18 protein-coding genes and 1 riboswitch are annotated in these 16,930 nt (G+C 54.4%); of the genes, 10 read left to right on the forward strand and 8 right to left on the reverse strand.

Features of this window, described 5'->3' with window-relative positions; genetic code table 11:
• Positions 1–44 precede the first annotated feature (44 nt).
• Both purH and purD read left to right on the forward strand, forming a co-directional pair.
• Positions 45–1,634, forward strand: coding sequence for a bifunctional phosphoribosylaminoimidazolecarboxamide formyltransferase/IMP cyclohydrolase (gene purH / locus AABJ99_RS22170; RefSeq protein ID WP_039021940.1), 1,590 nt, complete (start codon positions 45–47; stop codon positions 1,632–1,634).
• Positions 1,635–1,645: 11 nt separating this feature from the next.
• A complete protein-coding gene (gene purD / locus AABJ99_RS22175; protein WP_039021941.1) occupies positions 1,646–2,935 on the forward strand; it encodes a phosphoribosylamine--glycine ligase in 1,290 nt (429 codons plus the stop codon).
• Here the strand turns inward: purD and zraR are convergent.
• On the reverse strand, positions 2,932–4,257 hold the full coding sequence (gene zraR / locus AABJ99_RS22180; protein ID WP_032303887.1) for a sigma-54-dependent response regulator transcription factor ZraR: 1,326 nt from the start codon (positions 4,255–4,257) through the stop codon (positions 2,932–2,934). The genes purD and zraR overlap by 4 nt on opposite strands.
• The gene (zraS, locus tag AABJ99_RS22185; protein WP_039021942.1) at positions 4,254–5,630 is read right to left on the reverse strand and encodes a two-component system sensor histidine kinase ZraS; all 1,377 of its coding nucleotides are present in this window, start codon (positions 5,628–5,630) and stop codon (positions 4,254–4,256) included. Before zraS ends, zraR begins: the two co-directional genes overlap by 4 nt.
• 237 nt (positions 5,631–5,867) lie before the next feature.
• Here zraS and zraP point away from each other — a divergent pair, with 237 nt between their 5' ends.
• Complete coding sequence (zraP, locus tag AABJ99_RS22190) at positions 5,868–6,287, forward strand: zinc resistance sensor/chaperone ZraP (RefSeq protein ID WP_039021943.1); 420 nt, start codon at positions 5,868–5,870, stop codon at positions 6,285–6,287.
• 1 nt (position 6,288) lies between these two features.
• On the opposite strand, the gene yjaH is transcribed toward zraP, so the two are convergent.
• The 6 genes from yjaH to nudC all read right to left on the reverse strand — a co-directional run bounded on the left by yjaH (position 6,289) and on the right by nudC (position 10,647).
• Entirely contained in the window at positions 6,289–6,984 is a 696-nt protein-coding gene (yjaH, locus tag AABJ99_RS22195; RefSeq protein ID WP_001300651.1) for a DUF1481 domain-containing protein, read from the reverse strand.
• A 12-nt stretch (positions 6,985–6,996) separates the two neighbouring features.
• On the reverse strand, positions 6,997–7,269 hold the full coding sequence (gene hupA, locus AABJ99_RS22200) for a nucleoid-associated protein HU-alpha (RefSeq protein ID WP_001044513.1): 273 nt from the start codon (positions 7,267–7,269) through the stop codon (positions 6,997–6,999).
• 186 nt (positions 7,270–7,455) lie between these two features.
• Positions 7,456–8,046: a YjaG family protein gene (gene yjaG, locus AABJ99_RS22205; RefSeq protein ID WP_000941119.1), complete on the reverse strand. Its 591-nt coding sequence runs from the start codon at positions 8,044–8,046 to the stop codon at positions 7,456–7,458.
• Positions 8,047–8,088: 42 nt separating this feature from the next.
• On the reverse strand, positions 8,089–8,760 hold the full coding sequence (nfi, locus tag AABJ99_RS22210) for a deoxyribonuclease V (protein WP_000362384.1): 672 nt from the start codon (positions 8,758–8,760) through the stop codon (positions 8,089–8,091).
• Positions 8,761–8,769: 9 nt separating this feature from the next.
• Positions 8,770–9,834, reverse strand: a complete 1,065-nt coding sequence (hemE, locus tag AABJ99_RS22215; protein WP_000137657.1) for a uroporphyrinogen decarboxylase — start codon at positions 9,832–9,834, stop codon at positions 8,770–8,772.
• A 39-nt stretch (positions 9,835–9,873) separates the two neighbouring features.
• Positions 9,874–10,647 (reverse strand): NAD(+) diphosphatase, encoded by a 774-nt coding sequence (nudC, locus tag AABJ99_RS22220; protein WP_039021944.1) that lies wholly within the window; start codon positions 10,645–10,647, stop codon positions 9,874–9,876.
• Between the two features lie 94 nt (positions 10,648–10,741).
• On the opposite strand from nudC, the gene rsd reads away from it, so the two are divergent.
• The 7 genes from rsd to thiH all read left to right on the forward strand — a co-directional run bounded on the left by rsd (position 10,742) and on the right by thiH (position 16,815).
• Entirely contained in the window at positions 10,742–11,218 is a 477-nt protein-coding gene (gene rsd, locus AABJ99_RS22225; protein WP_000934302.1) for a sigma D regulator, read from the forward strand.
• Between the two features lie 51 nt (positions 11,219–11,269).
• Positions 11,270–11,370, forward strand: a riboswitch (TPP riboswitch).
• 80 nt (positions 11,371–11,450) lie between these two features.
• On the forward strand, positions 11,451–13,346 hold the full coding sequence (gene thiC / locus AABJ99_RS22230; protein WP_039021945.1) for a phosphomethylpyrimidine synthase ThiC: 1,896 nt from the start codon (positions 11,451–11,453) through the stop codon (positions 13,344–13,346).
• Positions 13,346–13,981, forward strand: a complete 636-nt coding sequence (thiE, locus tag AABJ99_RS22235; RefSeq protein WP_039021946.1) for a thiamine phosphate synthase — start codon at positions 13,346–13,348, stop codon at positions 13,979–13,981. The genes thiC and thiE overlap by 1 nt, the downstream gene beginning before the upstream one ends.
• Positions 13,974–14,729: a thiazole biosynthesis adenylyltransferase ThiF gene (gene thiF, locus AABJ99_RS22240; RefSeq protein ID WP_039021947.1), complete on the forward strand. Its 756-nt coding sequence runs from the start codon at positions 13,974–13,976 to the stop codon at positions 14,727–14,729. Before thiE ends, thiF begins: the two co-directional genes overlap by 8 nt.
• Positions 14,713–14,913: a sulfur carrier protein ThiS gene (gene thiS / locus AABJ99_RS22245; protein ID WP_039021948.1), complete on the forward strand. Its 201-nt coding sequence runs from the start codon at positions 14,713–14,715 to the stop codon at positions 14,911–14,913. Before thiF ends, thiS begins: the two co-directional genes overlap by 17 nt.
• Before the next feature lies 1 nt (position 14,914).
• Complete coding sequence (thiG, locus tag AABJ99_RS22250; RefSeq protein WP_039021949.1) at positions 14,915–15,685, forward strand: thiazole synthase; 771 nt, start codon at positions 14,915–14,917, stop codon at positions 15,683–15,685.
• Positions 15,682–16,815: a 2-iminoacetate synthase ThiH gene (gene thiH, locus AABJ99_RS22255; RefSeq protein WP_039021950.1), complete on the forward strand. Its 1,134-nt coding sequence runs from the start codon at positions 15,682–15,684 to the stop codon at positions 16,813–16,815. Before thiG ends, thiH begins: the two co-directional genes overlap by 4 nt.
• The last annotated feature ends 115 nt before the right edge of the window (positions 16,816–16,930 follow it).

Raw genomic sequence — 16,930 nt, forward strand, 5'->3', positions numbered from 1 at the left:
TTCAGCTAACGCTCTCTGTAATAGTCAAATCCAGGGGATTTACCATGCAACAACGTCGTCCAGTCCGCCGCGCTCTGCTCAGTGTTTCTGACAAAGCCGGTATCGTCGAATTCGCCCAGGCACTTTCCGCACGCGGTGTGGAGCTGCTGTCTACAGGGGGCACTGCCCGTCTGTTAGCAGAAAAGGGTCTGCCGGTAACCGAAGTTTCCGATTACACCGGTTTCCCGGAGATGATGGATGGACGCGTGAAGACCCTGCATCCGAAAGTGCATGGTGGCATTCTGGGCCGTCGCGGCCAGGACGATGCCGTTATGGAAGAACATCAGATCCAACCTATCGATATGGTGGTTGTTAACCTCTATCCGTTCGCCCAGACCGTGGCCCGTGAAGGTTGCTCTCTGGAAGATGCGGTTGAGAACATCGATATCGGTGGTCCAACGATGGTGCGCTCCGCCGCCAAGAACCATAAAGATGTCGCAATCGTGGTGAAGAGCAGCGACTACGACGCCATTATTAAAGAGATGGATGCCAACGAAGGATCGCTGACGCTTGCAACCCGTTTCGATCTCGCTATCAAAGCCTTTGAACATACCGCCGCCTACGACAGCATGATTGCCAACTACTTCGGCAGCATGGTTCCGGCTTATCACGGTGAAAGCAAAGAGGCCGCCGGTCGCTTCCCGCGTACGCTGAACCTGAACTTCATTAAGAAGCAGGATATGCGCTACGGCGAGAACAGCCACCAGCAGGCTGCCTTCTATATAGAAGAGAATGTGAAAGAAGCCTCCGTTGCCACCGCAACCCAGGTTCAGGGTAAAGCCCTCTCTTATAACAACATCGCCGATACCGATGCGGCGCTGGAGTGCGTGAAAGAGTTCGCCGAGCCAGCATGTGTGATTGTGAAGCACGCCAACCCTTGCGGCGTGGCTATCGGCAATTCCATTCTTGATGCTTACGATCGCGCGTATAAAACCGACCCCACCTCGGCGTTCGGCGGCATTATCGCCTTTAACCGCGAGCTGGATGCTGAAACCGCACAGGCCATCATTTCTCGTCAGTTTGTCGAAGTGATTATTGCGCCGTCCGCCAGCGAAGAAGCGTTGAAAATCACCGCCGCTAAACAGAACGTACGTGTCCTGACATGTGGTCAGTGGGCCGAGCGTGTTCCAGGCCTTGATTTCAAACGCGTGAACGGCGGTCTGCTGGTTCAGGATCGTGACCTGGGGATGGTTGGTGCAGAAGAACTGCGCGTCGTCACCAAACGTCAGCCGACCGAACAGGAGCTGCGTGATGCGCTATTCTGCTGGAAGGTGGCGAAGTTCGTGAAATCTAACGCCATTGTCTACGCCAAAAACAATATGACCATCGGTATTGGCGCAGGCCAGATGAGCCGCGTGTACTCCGCGAAAATCGCCGGTATTAAAGCTGCCGATGAAGGCCTGGAAGTGAAAGGTTCGTCAATGGCTTCTGACGCATTCTTCCCGTTCCGCGACGGTATTGATGCCGCGGCCGCTGCGGGCGTGACCTGCGTAATCCAGCCTGGCGGTTCTATCCGTGATGACGAAGTGATTTCCGCCGCCGACGAGCACGGTATTGCGATGCTCTTCACCGACATGCGCCACTTCCGCCATTAATGGAGCGACAGATGAAAGTATTAGTGATTGGTAATGGCGGGCGCGAGCATGCGCTGGCATGGAAAGCGGCACAGTCGCCGCTGGTTGAAACTGTTTTTGTTGCTCCGGGTAACGCAGGCACTGCGCTGGAACCTGCGCTGCAAAACGTCGCTATCGGCGTGACCGATATCCCGGCACTGTTGGATTTCGCGCAAAATGAAAAGGTAGACCTGACCATCGTCGGCCCGGAAGCACCGCTGGTGAAAGGCGTGGTCGATACTTTCCGCGCCGCCGGGCTGAAAATCTTCGGCCCAACCGCAGGTGCCGCGCAACTTGAAGGCTCGAAAGCGTTTACCAAGGATTTCCTGGCCCGCCATAAGATCCCTACGGCGGAATACCAGAACTTCACCGAGGTAGAACCTGCACTGGCGTATCTGCGTGAGAAAGGCGCGCCAATCGTCATTAAAGCGGACGGTCTGGCTGCCGGGAAAGGCGTTATCGTAGCGATGACGCTGGAAGAAGCCGAAGCGGCCGTTCACGACATGCTGGCAGGCAACGCTTTTGGCGACGCGGGTCATCGCATCGTTATCGAAGAGTTCCTCGATGGCGAAGAAGCGAGCTTTATCGTGATGGTGGACGGCGAGCATGTGCTGCCGATGGCCACCAGTCAGGACCACAAACGCGTAGGTGATAAAGATACCGGACCGAACACCGGCGGGATGGGGGCTTACTCCCCTGCACCAGTGGTGACCGATGAGGTTCATCAGCGCACCATGGAACGTATCATTTGGCCAACCGTGAAAGGTATGGCGGCGGAAGGCAACACCTACACCGGTTTTCTCTATGCGGGCCTGATGATCGACAAACAGGGTAATCCGAAGGTTATCGAATTTAACTGCCGCTTTGGCGATCCGGAAACCCAGCCGATTATGCTACGCATGAAGTCCGATCTGGTTGAGCTTTGCCTGGCGGCCTGTGAAGGTACGCTTGACGAGAAAACGTCCGAGTGGGATGAACGCGCTTCTCTCGGCGTGGTGATGGCTGCGGGTGGATATCCGGGCGATTACCGCACCGGCGATGTGATCCACGGCCTGCCGCTGGAAGAAGTGTCTGACGGCAAAGTGTTCCACGCGGGCACTAAACTGGCGGATGACGAGCAGGTGGTAACCAGCGGCGGGCGCGTACTGTGCGTCACCGCGCTGGGTCATACCGTGGCAGAAGCGCAGAAACGCGCTTATGCCTTAATGACCAATATCCATTGGGACGATTGCTTCTGCCGGAAGGATATCGGCTGGCGCGCCATCGAACGCGAGAAGAACTAACGCGACAGTTTTGCCAATAGCGTTTTGCGCGTAATCCCTAACTGACGGGCGGCTTCGGTTTTGTTGCCGCCCGTTTTCTCCAGCGCCGCCAGAATCACTTCTTTTTCGACTTCCACCAGCGGCTGAATATCCTGACTTTGCACCAGCGGGATCGGCGTACTGGCAATCGCCAGCGGCAGCTCGCGTTCGGAAATATATTCCCCGGTCAGCAGTACCACCGCCCGTTCCACCGCGTTTTCCAGTTCACGAATATTTCCCGGCCAGTCGTAGTGAATCAGCAGATCCATCGCCTGGGGAGTAAACCCTTTTACCGCCTTGCGATTGCGTTCGGCAAACCGCTGCAGAAAATGGTTAGCCAGCAGAGGAATATCTTCCCGCCGTTGCCGTAGCGAAGGTACTTCAATCGCCACCACATTCAGGCGATAGTAGAGATCCTGACGAAAACGCCCGGCCTTTACCTCAGCGGCAAGATCGCGATGAGTCGCCGCAATCAGCCGGACATCAACCGAGATAGTCTGATTGCTACCGACACGCTGAACTTCGCGCTCCTGAATCGCACGCAGCAGACGAACCTGCATCATCGGCGAGATATCGCCAATTTCATCGAGAAACAGCGTGCCGCCGTCCGCCTCAACAAAGCGCCCTTCCCGCCGTTTGTCGGCTCCGGTAAACGCCCCTTTTTCGTGACCGAACAATTCAGATTCCAGTAAGGATTCGTTGAGTGCCGCACAGTTGAGCGTTACCAGCGGCTTTTCACTCCGTGCACTACTTGCGTGAATCGCCCTGGCGACCAGCTCTTTACCGGTGCCGGAATCGCCGTGGATCAGCACCGTGGCTTCCGATGGCGCGACGAGGGCGATTTCACTGAGCAGGTGTTGCATCGCCGGGCTTTTACCGACCATACCGAACTGGCTGGCAGACACCGCAGGCGTTTCAGCATCAACACTGTGCGTATGCGCAAGCGCCTTTTCCAGGGTCGCCTGCAAGTTATCGAAATCCAGCGGCTTGATGAGATAATCCAGCGCCCCGGTTTTCAACGCCTCTACCGCCGTCTCGACGCTGGAGTACGCGGTCATAATCAGTACCGGAATTGCCGGATTTAACGCTTTGATCTCTTTCAGCGTGGCGATGCCATCCATCTCTGCCATTCGCACATCACAAAGCACAAGATCAAAAACCTGTTCCCGCACTTGCTCCAGCGCCTGTCGCCCGCTGTTCGCCAGCGCGACGTTATAGCCCCAGCCGCGCAGCAATGCCTGCAAGATAGTGCAGTGGCTAATGTCATCATCCACCACCAGAATATCGATATTATCGTGCGTCATCCTTGTGGGTCCTTACGCGTAATATTGACCGGAAGCCAGAGGGTGAACGTTGCACCTTTCCCCTCCTGGCTTACGACCTGAATTGTACCACCGTGTTGTTCAACAATATTATGCACAACCGCCAGCCCCAGTCCGGTGCCTTCGGCTTTGGTGGTGAAGTACGGGGTGAAGATGGCTTCAAGCTGATCCGCCGCAATTCCCTTACCGCTGTCGGTTACGCTTATTTTAACGCCTGCGCTGCTTTCGTTGGCCGTCACGCTAATCACGCCATGCTGACCAATCGCCTGAATAGCATTGAGATAGAGATTCAACAGGACCTGAGTCAGTCGGTCCGGATCGGCCTGTATCTCCGGCAATGCGTCGTTGGCGGTAAAGCGTAATTGGATCTCCCTACTGTTTGCATCCTGGCTTACTAGTTGTAATGAGTGGTTAATCAGCGTGTTGAGATCCACCGCCTGCAAAGCCAGATGCGTTGGCTTAACCAGCTCCAGCAGCTCGCTTACCACGCGGTTTAAACGGTCGGCTTCTTTCGCCATCACCTGCGCCAATTGATGTGCTTCTCCTCCTGCTGGTGCGCGTTCGGCAAAATATTTCGCCAGCCCTTTAATCGAGGAAAGCGGGTTACGGATTTCATGGGCGACGCCTGCGGCCAGATGTCCCAGCGCCACCAGCTTCTCTTTGCGCTTCATTTCATCCTGTAACAGCTGGCGCGAGCGAAGATAGCGGCGATACCAGAAGAATGACAACACGCTTGCCAGCAAGACCGTCGCCAGGGCGAAGAGGATAATCAGGGTGTTTCTCTGCTCACGCTCTTCGGCACTCACAATGTTACTGGCGTCGAAAGCGATAAAAATTGCTTGTGGTGTCGCGGCATACTGCTGCATATGGCGCATCCGGTGCATTCCAGCAGCAAACATCGGTTGAAACTGGCGATAAATTTCCAGAACAGGCTCGCCGTCTGCGCTATCGATCCGCCGCCACGCTTCTTCGTCTCCCGGATGTAACTGCTGCATTTCCTGCGGGGAATAAAGCTGTTTTCCCACCATGCCGGAGTTGCTATGCATCACGATTGTTCCTTGTTCATCCGTGACCGCAAACCAACGCACTCCTGGCTGCCCAGCCATTTCTTCCAGTAAAGCCTGCTGCTGCGCATGATGCATGCGCATCCCCATACTGACGCGCGAGCCGGATTCGAGAGCGCGGATAAGTACACTGCCTTTTTCCAGCAGAGTTTGTCTGGCGGCGGCAGTCTCGCGCCCATAATCGTGAATCACGGTCACCGCAAACAACCCCACCAGTCCAACAATGACTACGGGAAGGATCGCGCTTAACCATTTTGCTAAGGCATCTTTTGATCGCTGCATAAAACGCATCTTCTTCTTTGCCTGTTCATCCCTTTTTGACAGCAGAAATCATGCCATCTTTTATTAGCACTTACCCTGCGCTTTAACACAAAGGCTTAAGTTTCAATGAGTAAAAATGACTCGCTACACACAGCAGGCGAGTCATTTTTACTCGTTTATCATGTCATATTGCCCGTCATATCAGCGTTTCGCCGTTGGCACGAAAGATGCAATACCCGAAGTAAGACAACCACTGGAGGATTAACCATGAAACGGAACACGAAAATTGCCCTGGTGATGATGGCGCTTTCAGCAATGGCGGTGGGATCGACATCTGCATTTGCTCACGGCGGACACGGTATGTGGCAGCAAAATGCCGCGCCTTTGACCAGCGAACAACAGACAGCGTGGCAGAAAATCCATAATGACTTTTACGCTCAAAGCAGCGCACTGCAACAGCAACTGGTGACGAAGCGTTATGAATACAATGCCCTGTTAGCCGCGAACCCACCGGATAGCAGCAAAATTAACGCGGTCGCCAAAGAGATGGAGAATTTGCGTCAGTCGTTAGATGAGTTACGGGTGAAACGAGATATTGCGATGGCTGAAGCGGGTATTCCGCGCGGTACCGGAATGGGTTACGGCGGCTGCGGTGGTGGCGGTCATATGGGTATGGGCCACTGGTAAATCAGAACGTTTTCTCATTGGGTTGCCAGCGACAGAAATCAGAGTTTGCCACTAACAGTAATTGCGAACCTTCGGGCGCTTCCAGCCATGCCACGCTGACATCAACAGAAGAGCGGCTCTGGCGGCGCTCGATATGCGCTATCGCCTGCGAATCTAAATCAGGTTTAATGGTTTGCCCTTCGCAGGTGGTCACGGTCTGTTCCATCGCATGCCAGCGCCCCTGGCGCAGCACGACTCTCCCCTGACGTAAGGCATCGCTAATCTGGCGGATCTGGTCAGCTCGATAACGGTATAAATCGATTTGGTCGTTAGAAAGCTGCTGCTTTTCCCCATCGGATTCACGTTGCATAAAGCTCAGATCGCCGCGATCGTCAAAACGCGCGCGAATGTTCACCGGCGGTTTGCTGTAAACATTGATATTGATGAGCGTGAGGTTATCGCCCTGCCAGCGATACTCTCGCGTCGTGGTATCGCCACTGCGCCACGGGCTAAACACGGCAAGCAGATGCACATTATCGCCGCTGTCTTTTCGCCAGATACGTACCGCGCCCTGATCTTCAGCAAATCCACTGGCGGTAAAGGGAGGAAGTGAAGAGTTGTGACTACAGGCAGTTAGAAACAGAGCGCCCGCCAGCATCAATGATCGACGCCAGAAAGACAAAAGGGGTGAAACCACCCCTTCGTTAAAACTGTTCACTGCCACGCAATCTTACTTAACTGCGTCTTTCAGTGCCTTGCCAGAAACAAATGCCGGCACGTTAGCTGCGGCAATTTTGATTTCTTTACCGGTCTGCGGGTTGCGGCCAGTACGCTCAGCGCGGTGGTTCACTTTGAAGGTACCGAAACCAACCAGTTGTACAGCATCGCCTTCTTTCAGAGACTCAGTAATTGCAGCCAGAGTGGACTCCAGAGCAGCTTTAGCCTGGGTTTTGGACAGTTCTGCTTTCTCTGCAATTACATCAATCAGTTGAGTCTTGTTCATAAGTTATCCTTACAATGTGTTTATCGCTTGCTAAGCATCGAGTGCGACGGAAATGCCAGAATAGCACTCTCCTGCATACACGCACCGATAGCCACTTTTTTTCGCCCCCCAAATGTAGACCAGACGGGGGGCGAAAGGGAAGACTCCAGGTATGACAAATCAGGCGTTAAATCACGTTTTCTGGTCTTATTGCTGAAAAATTATACCAATATTGCTCTCGCCCGCCTCACGCAGGTCTGCCCTAAGGCCTTTTATCAGCTCGATATCGCGTTCTTCGCACTCAGCTAAAAGTCGGAATATTTCCCACTGAATGTCCCACTCTTGCTCTACAGCTGGGTTTTCTTTGAGCTCTTCATCGCTCATTTCACGGCCAGCCTGAGTCATTTCCAGCATCGCCACGGTCGTGATGGAGGTCTTACTCACTTCTACCGCGTGTTCGAGCGTTTCGCCACTTAAACGCGAATGGACCAGTTCACTTAACGCCACGCAAGCATCGATTGCCGGATAAACGCCGTACAGATCGAAATCGTCGGCTGAAGGAATCGCTTCTTCAAATTTCTCCAGTTGGCTGTCGAAATTTACTTTTGCGTCTTTGACGGTCAGCGTTTCCCAGATGAGATCGAGAATACGGCGGTAAATTTGCCCATCACCAAAACCAGTTTGCTGACAGAATACGGCGTAATTAGGGTACATGCGTTCGCATAAGCAAGCCATGAAAGTGACGTGCTGCCAGCTTTCCAGGCGCTCCAGACGCAGATGAATTGGGTTTTGTAACATGTTGAGTTCTCAAATACGGAAATTATCCGCAGTTTACCTGAATTAGGGCTGATTTGCTGTATAGCGCACGAACGCCGGACGTTCCGAAGCCACCGCGTCTGCCCAGCGCGTTGGCTCCGGCAGACGATAGCCTTTCATGCAGCGTTGTACCCAGGCCAGCGCACTATCCATGCTGACACGATGGCCAGTTGCGATAAATAGCGGGTTACAGCGCGCTTTACTGCGCCAGACCCAGGCCAGCTGCTCGCCTTTATCCATCAACGGTGCCAGCGCGCCCGGTTCGCTGGAGAGCGGCTCGAATTTACCGCATAACCGCTTTTTCGCTACGCCAATGGTCGGTACGTCCACTAATAAGCCAAAATGGCTGGCAACGCCAAGACGGCGCGGATGCGAGATCCCATGACCATCGACAAACACTAAATCCGGCTTTTGCGACAGCATCTCCCACGCGGCCAGCAGCGCAGGATATTCGCGGAAGGAAAGAAAACCTGGAATGTAAGGCATGGTGGTGGCGATACGTGCCACTTTATACTCCACCAGCTCAAGAGAGGGGTATTTCAGCAGCACCATCGCCGCTCGCGTCACTTCTCCGCCCTGCTCAAACCCGACATCGGCTCCGGCGATCAGATCCGGCGGATCTTTATCAAGTCGATCCTCACGGATCACAGAAGAAGCCAGTTCGATTTGTTGAGCGCGTAATGACGCGAGATCCATAATCACTCCTTAGCGGTGATATTGTTCAGACAACCGATGCACAGCCTCCACAAACACGCCAGCATGTTCTGGCGGCACATCCTGATGAATGCCGTGACCAAGGTTAAAGACATGACCTTCGCCGTGACCGAAACCTGCAAGTATAGTCGCGACTTCTTCTTCAATGCGGGCAGGTGGCGCGTACAGCATCGACGGATCCATATTACCCTGCAGCGCGACTTTATTGCCCACGCGGCGGCGCGCATCAGCGATATCCGTTGTCCAGTCGAGGCCCAGCGCATCGCAACCCGTTTCCGCCATAGCTTCCAGCCACTGTCCACCGCCTTTGGTAAACAGGGTGACCGGTACACGGCGACCGTCGTTTTCACGCAGTAAACCATCAACTATTTTATGCATGTAATAGAGCGAGAACTGTTGATAATCGCGCCCGGTGAGCACGCCGCCCCAGGTATCGAAGATCATCACGGCCTGAGCACCAGCTTTAATTTGCGCATTCAGATACAAAGTGACGCTTTTCGCCAGTTTATCGAGCAGAGCGTGCAGCGCCTGTGGATCGGCATACATCATCTTTTTGATCACGGTGAACGCTTTGCTGCTGCCACCTTCCACCATATAGGTCGCCAGCGTCCACGGGCTGCCGGAAAAACCAATCAGCGGCACTTCGCCTTTCAGTTCGCGGCGAATAGTACGCACCGCGTTCATCACATAACCCAGCTCATCTTCCGGGTCCGGAATTGGCAGTTTATCAACGTCAGCTTTGCAGGTGACTGGCGAGGTAAAGCGCGGACCTTCTCCGGCTTCAAAATAGAGCCCTAACCCCATCGCGTCCGGCACGGTGAGGATATCGGAAAAGAGGATCGCCGCATCCAGCGGATAGCGACGCAGCGGTTGCAAAGTCACTTCGCACGCCAGCTCTGCATTTTTGCACAGCGACATAAAATCGCCCGCCTGGGCGCGCGTGGCTTTATATTCCGGTAGATAGCGACCCGCCTGGCGCATCATCCATACTGGAGTGACATCAACGGGCTGGCGCAGCAGCGCCCGCAGATAACGATCGTTTTTGAGTTCGGTCATTTTGGCTGTTCCTTAGTGCGTCAGGCGGTCAGTGTATCATCACTCATACTCTGCCCGACACATCGCCACCGTATCTTCTATCAGACGGCGCGCCACGGTGCCGGGCGGCGGAAGTAACGGTAAATCATCGTAGCGATACCAGTTCGCCTCGAGCAGCTCTTTCGGATCAATCACGATGTCGCCGCTGTCATATTCCGCCATAAATGCGGTCATCAGCGACTGGGGAAACGGCCACGGCTGGGAAGTCACGTACCGCAAGTTTTTAACTTTAATTCCGCTCTCTTCCATCACTTCCCGCGCGACCGCCTGCTCGAGGGTTTCGCCCACTTCGACGAATCCGGCAAGTACCGTATGGACACCGTTACGATGGCGGGTATGCTGGGCGAGGAGGATCGAATCATCGCGACGGATGGCAACAATAATGCAGGGGGCGATTTGCGGGTAGTAACGCTCACGGCAATGGCTGCACAGCATCGCCCATTCGGTTTTGCTTGGATACATTTCATGCCCGCAGTAACCACAGTATTTATGCGATCGGTAAAACTCCGCCAGTTGCACGCCACGTCCGGCCAGTTGAAACAGCCCAACATCGAGATCAATGACCTGACGTACCGACCCCATATCGTGACGCCGATGCTGTTGTACTAACCAAACAGGTTCCCCCTGCCATTCGCCGATTTGTAGTGCGCGCTGACCCACAAGATCGAAATTTGCCGCTTCGCCATATGGCAATTCTCCCTTCGGCAACCATAATTTTTGTTCATGGCTGACGACCCACCAGCCGTGATCTAATTTTTCAATTATACGATCCATAGCTCTTGCACTACCTTTGCATCACTGGCATGTTTAACATGGTTTTTACATTTCTCACTGAGCAGTTTTTGAATACAAACTTGCGGAGTCAATCATGCTTAACCAGCTCGATAACCTGACGGAGCGCGTCAGAGGAAGTAACAAACTGGTTGATCGCTGGCTACATGTACGTAAGCATCTGCTCGTGGCTTACTACAATCTGGTTGGCATTAAGCCTGGCAAAGAATCGTACATGAGGCTAAACGAAAAAGCCCTTGATGATTTTTGTCAGAGCCTGGTCGATTACTTGTCTGCCGGACATTTCAGTATTTATGAGCGCATTCTTCATAAACTGGAAGGCAATGGGCAACTCGCACGCGCCGCGAAGATTTGGCCACAACTCGAAGCCAATACCCAACAGATTATGGATTACTACGATTCCAGCCTTGAAACCGCTATCGATCATGATAATTACCTTGAGTTTCAACAGGTTTTATCTGACATCGGCGAGGCCCTGGAAGCGCGCTTTGTGCTGGAAGATAAGCTGATTCTGCTGGTGCTTGACGCCGCCCGCGTCAAACATCCTGCTTGAGTTCTGCGCTGTTAACGCGTAATTTACATTCAACGCCCCGTTTGCGGGGCTAATTTCTTGTCGGAGTGCCTTAACTGGCTGAGACCGTTTATTCGGGATCCGCGGAACCTGATCAGGCTAATACCTGCGAAGGGAACAAGAGTTAATCTGCTATCGCATCGCCTTTGCGGCGATCGTCTCTTGCTTCATCCGTCGTCTGACAAGCCACGTCCTTAACTTTTTGGAATGAGCTATGTCTGCAACAAAACTGACCCGCCGCGAACAACGCGCCCAGGCCCAACATTTTATCGACACCCTGGAAGGCACCGCCTTTCCGAACTCAAAACGCATTTACATCACTGGCACACAACCCGGCGTGCGCGTGCCGATGCGTGAGATCCAGCTTAGCCCGACGCTAATCGGTGGTAGCAAAGAACAGCCGCAGTACGAAGAAAACGAAGCGATTCCCGTCTACGATACCTCCGGTCCGTATGGCGATCCGCAGATCGCCATTAACGTGCAGCAAGGACTGGCAAAACTACGCCAGCCGTGGATCGATGCACGCGGCGATACCGAAGAACTTACCGTGCGCAGTTCCGATTACACTAAAGCACGGCTGGCAGATGATGGCCTCGACGAGCTGCGTTTTAGCGGCGTATTAACCCCAAAACGCGCCAAAGCAGGCCACCGCGTCACACAACTGCACTACGCCCGCCAGGGCATCATCACACCGGAGATGGAATTCATCGCCATCCGCGAGAATATGGGCCGCGAGCGCATTCGTAACGAAGTTTTGTGCCACCAGCATCCGGGAATGAGCTTTGGCGCACGCCTGCCGGAAAATATCACTGCGGAATTTGTCCGTGATGAAGTCGCTGCCGGACGTGCCATTATCCCCGCCAACATCAACCATCCGGAATCAGAGCCGATGATTATTGGTCGCAACTTTCTGGTGAAGGTTAACGCCAATATCGGCAACTCGGCAGTCACCTCTTCCATCGAAGAAGAAGTGGAAAAGCTGGTATGGTCTACGCGCTGGGGGGCGGATACAGTGATGGATCTTTCCACCGGTCGCTATATTCACGAAACTCGCGAATGGATTTTGCGTAACAGCCCGGTGCCTATTGGTACAGTGCCGATCTACCAGGCGCTGGAGAAGGTTAATGGGATCGCTGAAGATCTTACCTGGGAAGCGTTCCGGGACACGCTGCTGGAACAGGCCGAGCAAGGTGTGGATTACTTCACTATCCATGCGGGCGTGCTACTGCGCTACGTGCCGATGACCGCGAAACGCCTGACCGGTATCGTCTCTCGCGGCGGTTCGATTATGGCGAAATGGTGCCTCTCCCATCATCAGGAAAATTTCCTCTATCAACACTTCCGCGAAATTTGTGAAATCTGTGCCGCTTATGATGTTTCGTTGTCCTTGGGCGACGGCCTGCGCCCCGGTTCTATTCAGGACGCCAACGATGAAGCGCAGTTTGCCGAGCTACATACGCTGGGCGAACTGACCAAAATCGCCTGGGAATATGACGTGCAGGTGATGATTGAAGGTCCAGGCCACGTGCCGATGCAGATGATCCGCCGCAATATGACCGAGGAGTTAGAGCACTGCCACGAAGCACCGTTCTATACCCTCGGGCCGCTAACTACTGATATTGCGCCGGGTTATGACCACTTCACATCGGGGATTGGCGCGGCGATGATTGGCTGGTTTGGCTGCGCGATGCTCTGTTACGTAACGCCAAAAGAGCATCTGGGTCTGCCTAATAAAGAAGATGTTAAGCAGGGGCTTATCACCTATAAGATTGCCGCCCACGCCGCCGACCTGGCGAAAGGGCATCCGGGCGCGCAAATTCGCGATAACGCCATGTCGAAAGCCCGCTTCGAATTTCGCTGGGAAGACCAGTTTAATCTGGCCCTCGACCCGTTTACCGCCCGCGCTTATCACGATGAAACCCTGCCGCAAGAATCCGGCAAAGTCGCCCATTTTTGCTCCATGTGTGGGCCGAAATTCTGCTCGATGAAAATCAGCCAGGAAGTGCGTGACTATGCCGCCGCGCAAACCATTGAAGTGGGAATGGCGGATATGTCGGAGAACTTCCGTGCCAGAGGTGGAGAAATATACCTGCGTAAGGAGGAAGCGTGATGTATCAGCCTGATTTTCCTCACGTACCTTTTCGTTTAGGACTGTACCCGGTAGTGGACAGCGTACAGTGGATCGAACGTCTGTTGGATGCAGGCGTGCGTACTCTCCAGCTGCGCATCAAAGATCGGCGCGATGAAGAAGTGGAAGCCGATGTCGTGGCAGCAATTGCGCTGGGCCGCCGCTATAACGCACGGCTGTTTATCAACGATTACTGGCGGCTGGCGATTAAGCATCAGGCGTATGGCGTCCATCTGGGACAGGAAGATTTGCAAACCACCGATCTCAATGCCATCCGTGCAGCGGGCCTGCGGCTGGGCGTTTCGACTCATGATGATATGGAGATCGACGTCGCGCTGGCAGCACGTCCTTCTTATATCGCGCTAGGACATGTGTTCCCGACGCAAACCAAACAGATGCCTTCTGCACCGCAGGGGCTGGAACAGCTGGCACGGCATGTTGAGCGCCTGGCTGATTATCCCACTGTAGCGATTGGCGGTATCAGCCTGCCGCGCGCACCTGCGGTGATGGCGACAGGTGTTGGCAGTATCGCCGTCGTCAGTGCCATTACCCAGGCCGCAGACTGGCGTTTGGCAACGGAACAGTTGCTGGAAATTGCAGGAGTTGGCGATGAATGACCGTGATTTTATGCGTTATAGCCGTCAAATCCTGCTCGACGATATCGCTCTTGACGGGCAGCAAAAACTGCTCGACAGCCAGGTGCTGATTATCGGTCTGGGTGGGTTGGGTACACCTGCTGCACTATACCTGGCGGGAGCTGGTGTCGGGACGCTGGTACTGGCAGATGACGACGATGTGCATTTGAGCAATCTGCAACGACAAATCCTCTTTACCACTGAAGATATCGATCGCCCGAAATCGCAGGTCAGCCAACAGCGACTGACACAGTTAAATCCCGACATTCAACTGACAGCATTACAACAACGGTTAATGGGTAAGGCGTTAAAAGATGCGGTAGCACGGGTCGATGTGGTTCTCGACTGTACCGACAACATGGCGACTCGCCAGGAGATTAATGCCGCCTGCGTAGCACTTAACACACCGCTTATCACCGCCAGCGCGGTCGGATTTGGTGGTCAGTTGATGGTGCTGACACCGCCCTGGGAACAGGGGTGTTACCGCTGCCTGTGGCCGGATAACCAGGAGCCTGAACGCAACTGCCGCACGGCAGGCGTGGTTGGCCCGGTGGTCGGGGTCATGGGCACGTTACAGTCACTGGAAGCAATTAAGCTATTGAGTGGTATAGAGACCCCTGCGGGATATCTTCGACTGTTTGACGGTAAATTAAACCAATGGCGCAACCTGGCGTTGCGCCGCGCCAGCGGTTGCCCGGTATGCGGAGGAAGCAATGCAGCTCCTGTTTAACGATCAACCGATGCAGTGCGTCGCCGGGCTAACTGTTCACGATCTGCTCGTGCAACTCAATCAACAACAAGCGGGCGCGGCGCTGGCGATTAACCAGCAAATCATCCCGCGAGAGCAGTGGGCGCAACATATCGTGCAGGATGGCGACCAGATCCTGCTTTTTCAGGTTATTGCAGGGGGTTGAGATGTTACGTATTGCGGACAAAACGTTTGATTCACATCTGTTTACCGGCACCGGGAAATTCGCCTCTTCACAATTGATGGTGGAGGCGATCCGCGCTTCCGGCAGCCAACTGGTGACGCTGGCGATGAAACGCGTCGACTTGCGCCAGCACAACGATGCTATCCTCGAACCGCTTATCGCGGCGGGTGTGACCCTGCTGCCGAATACTTCCGGGGCGAAAACAGCGGAAGAAGCCATTTTCGCCGCCCATCTGGCACGTGAAGCATTAGGCACAAACTGGCTAAAATTAGAGATTCACCCTGACGCCCGCTGGCTGTTGCCCGATCCCATCGAAACCCTGAAAGCCGCCGAAACACTGGTACAACAGGGATTTGTCGTGCTGCCTTACTGCGGTGCCGATCCGGTGTTGTGCAAACGTCTGGAAGAAGTCGGCTGTGCAGCGGTGATGCCGCTCGGCGCGCCGATTGGCTCGAATCAGGGACTGGAAACCCGCGCCATGCTGGAGATTATTATCCAGCAAGCCACGGTTCCGGTGGTCGTTGATGCTGGCATTGGCGTTCCCAGCCATGCCGCGCAGGCGCTTGAAATGGGAGCCGATGCGGTGTTAGTGAATACGGCGATTGCCGTCGCGGACGATCCCGTCAACATGGCGAAGGCATTTCGTCTGGCGGTAGACGCCGGCCTGCTGGCACGTCAGTCCGGGCCGGGCAGTCGCAGTCATTTTGCTCATGCCACTAGCCCGCTGACCGGATTTCTGGAGGCATCGGCATGAAAACCTTCAGTGATCGCTGGCGACAACTGGACTGGGACGACATCCGCCTGCGAATCAACAGCAAAACGGCAGCTGACGTAGAGCGGGCGCTCAATGTTTCGCAACTCACTCGCGACGATATGATGGCATTGCTATCACCTGCCGCCGATGAATACCTGGAACCACTGGCTCAACGGGCGCAGCTTCTGACCCGTCAGCGATTTGGCAACGTCGTCAGCTTCTACGTCCCGCTTTATCTTTCCAATCTTTGCGCTAACGACTGCACGTACTGCGGATTTTCCATGAGCAATCGCATCAAGCGTAAAACGCTGGATGAAGCGGATATCGCCAGGGAAAGCGCCGCTATCCGGGAGATGGGCTTTGAACATCTATTGCTGGTCACTGGTGAACATCAGGCGAAAGTGGGGATGGATTACTTTCGTCGTCATCTCCCTGTCCTGCGTGAACAGTTCTCTTCACTACAGATGGAAGTACAGCCACTGGCGGAAGCGGAATACGCCGAGTTAAAGCAACTTGGTCTGGATGGGGTGATGGTTTATCAGGAGACATATCACGAGGCGACATACGCCCACCATCATCTGAAAGGGAAAAAACAGGACTTCTTCTGGCGGCTGGAAACGCCGGATCGGCTGGGCCGTGCGGGGATAGATAAGATAGGCCTCGGCGCGCTAATCGGCCTTTCCGACAGCTGGCGCGTTGACTGCTATATGGTTGCCGAACATTTGCTATGGCTGCAACAACATTACTGGCAAAGCCGTTACTCTGTCTCCTTCCCGCGCCTGCGCCCGTGTACTGGCGGGATTGAGCCAGCGTCGATTATGGATGAACGCCAGTTAGTGCAAACTATCTGCGCCTTCCGCCTACTTGCGCCGGAGATTGAACTGTCACTCTCCACGCGGGAATCACCGTGGTTTCGCGATCGCGTTATTCCGCTGGCGATCAATAACGTCAGCGCCTTCTCGAAAACGCAACCTGGTGGCTATGCCGACAATCATCCCGAGCTGGAACAGTTCTCACCGCACGACGATCGCAGACCAGAAGCGGTGGCCGCCGCGTTAACCGCTCAGGGTTTGCAGCCGGTGTGGAAAGACTGGGACAGCTATCTGGGACGCGCCTCGCAAAGGACATGAGACAAAATGTAAGAACGTAAATTTATTCCGAGCAGCTACGGAAGATGAAAAACGCAAGGTTGTTGAAAGCGTTGCGTTTTTTTATGTTAGTACCGTCAGCAGGAATGTTGTCCAG

This window comes from Escherichia coli (genome assembly GCF_036503815.1).
Classification (GTDB): Bacteria; Pseudomonadota; Gammaproteobacteria; order Enterobacterales; family Enterobacteriaceae; genus Escherichia; species Escherichia coli_F.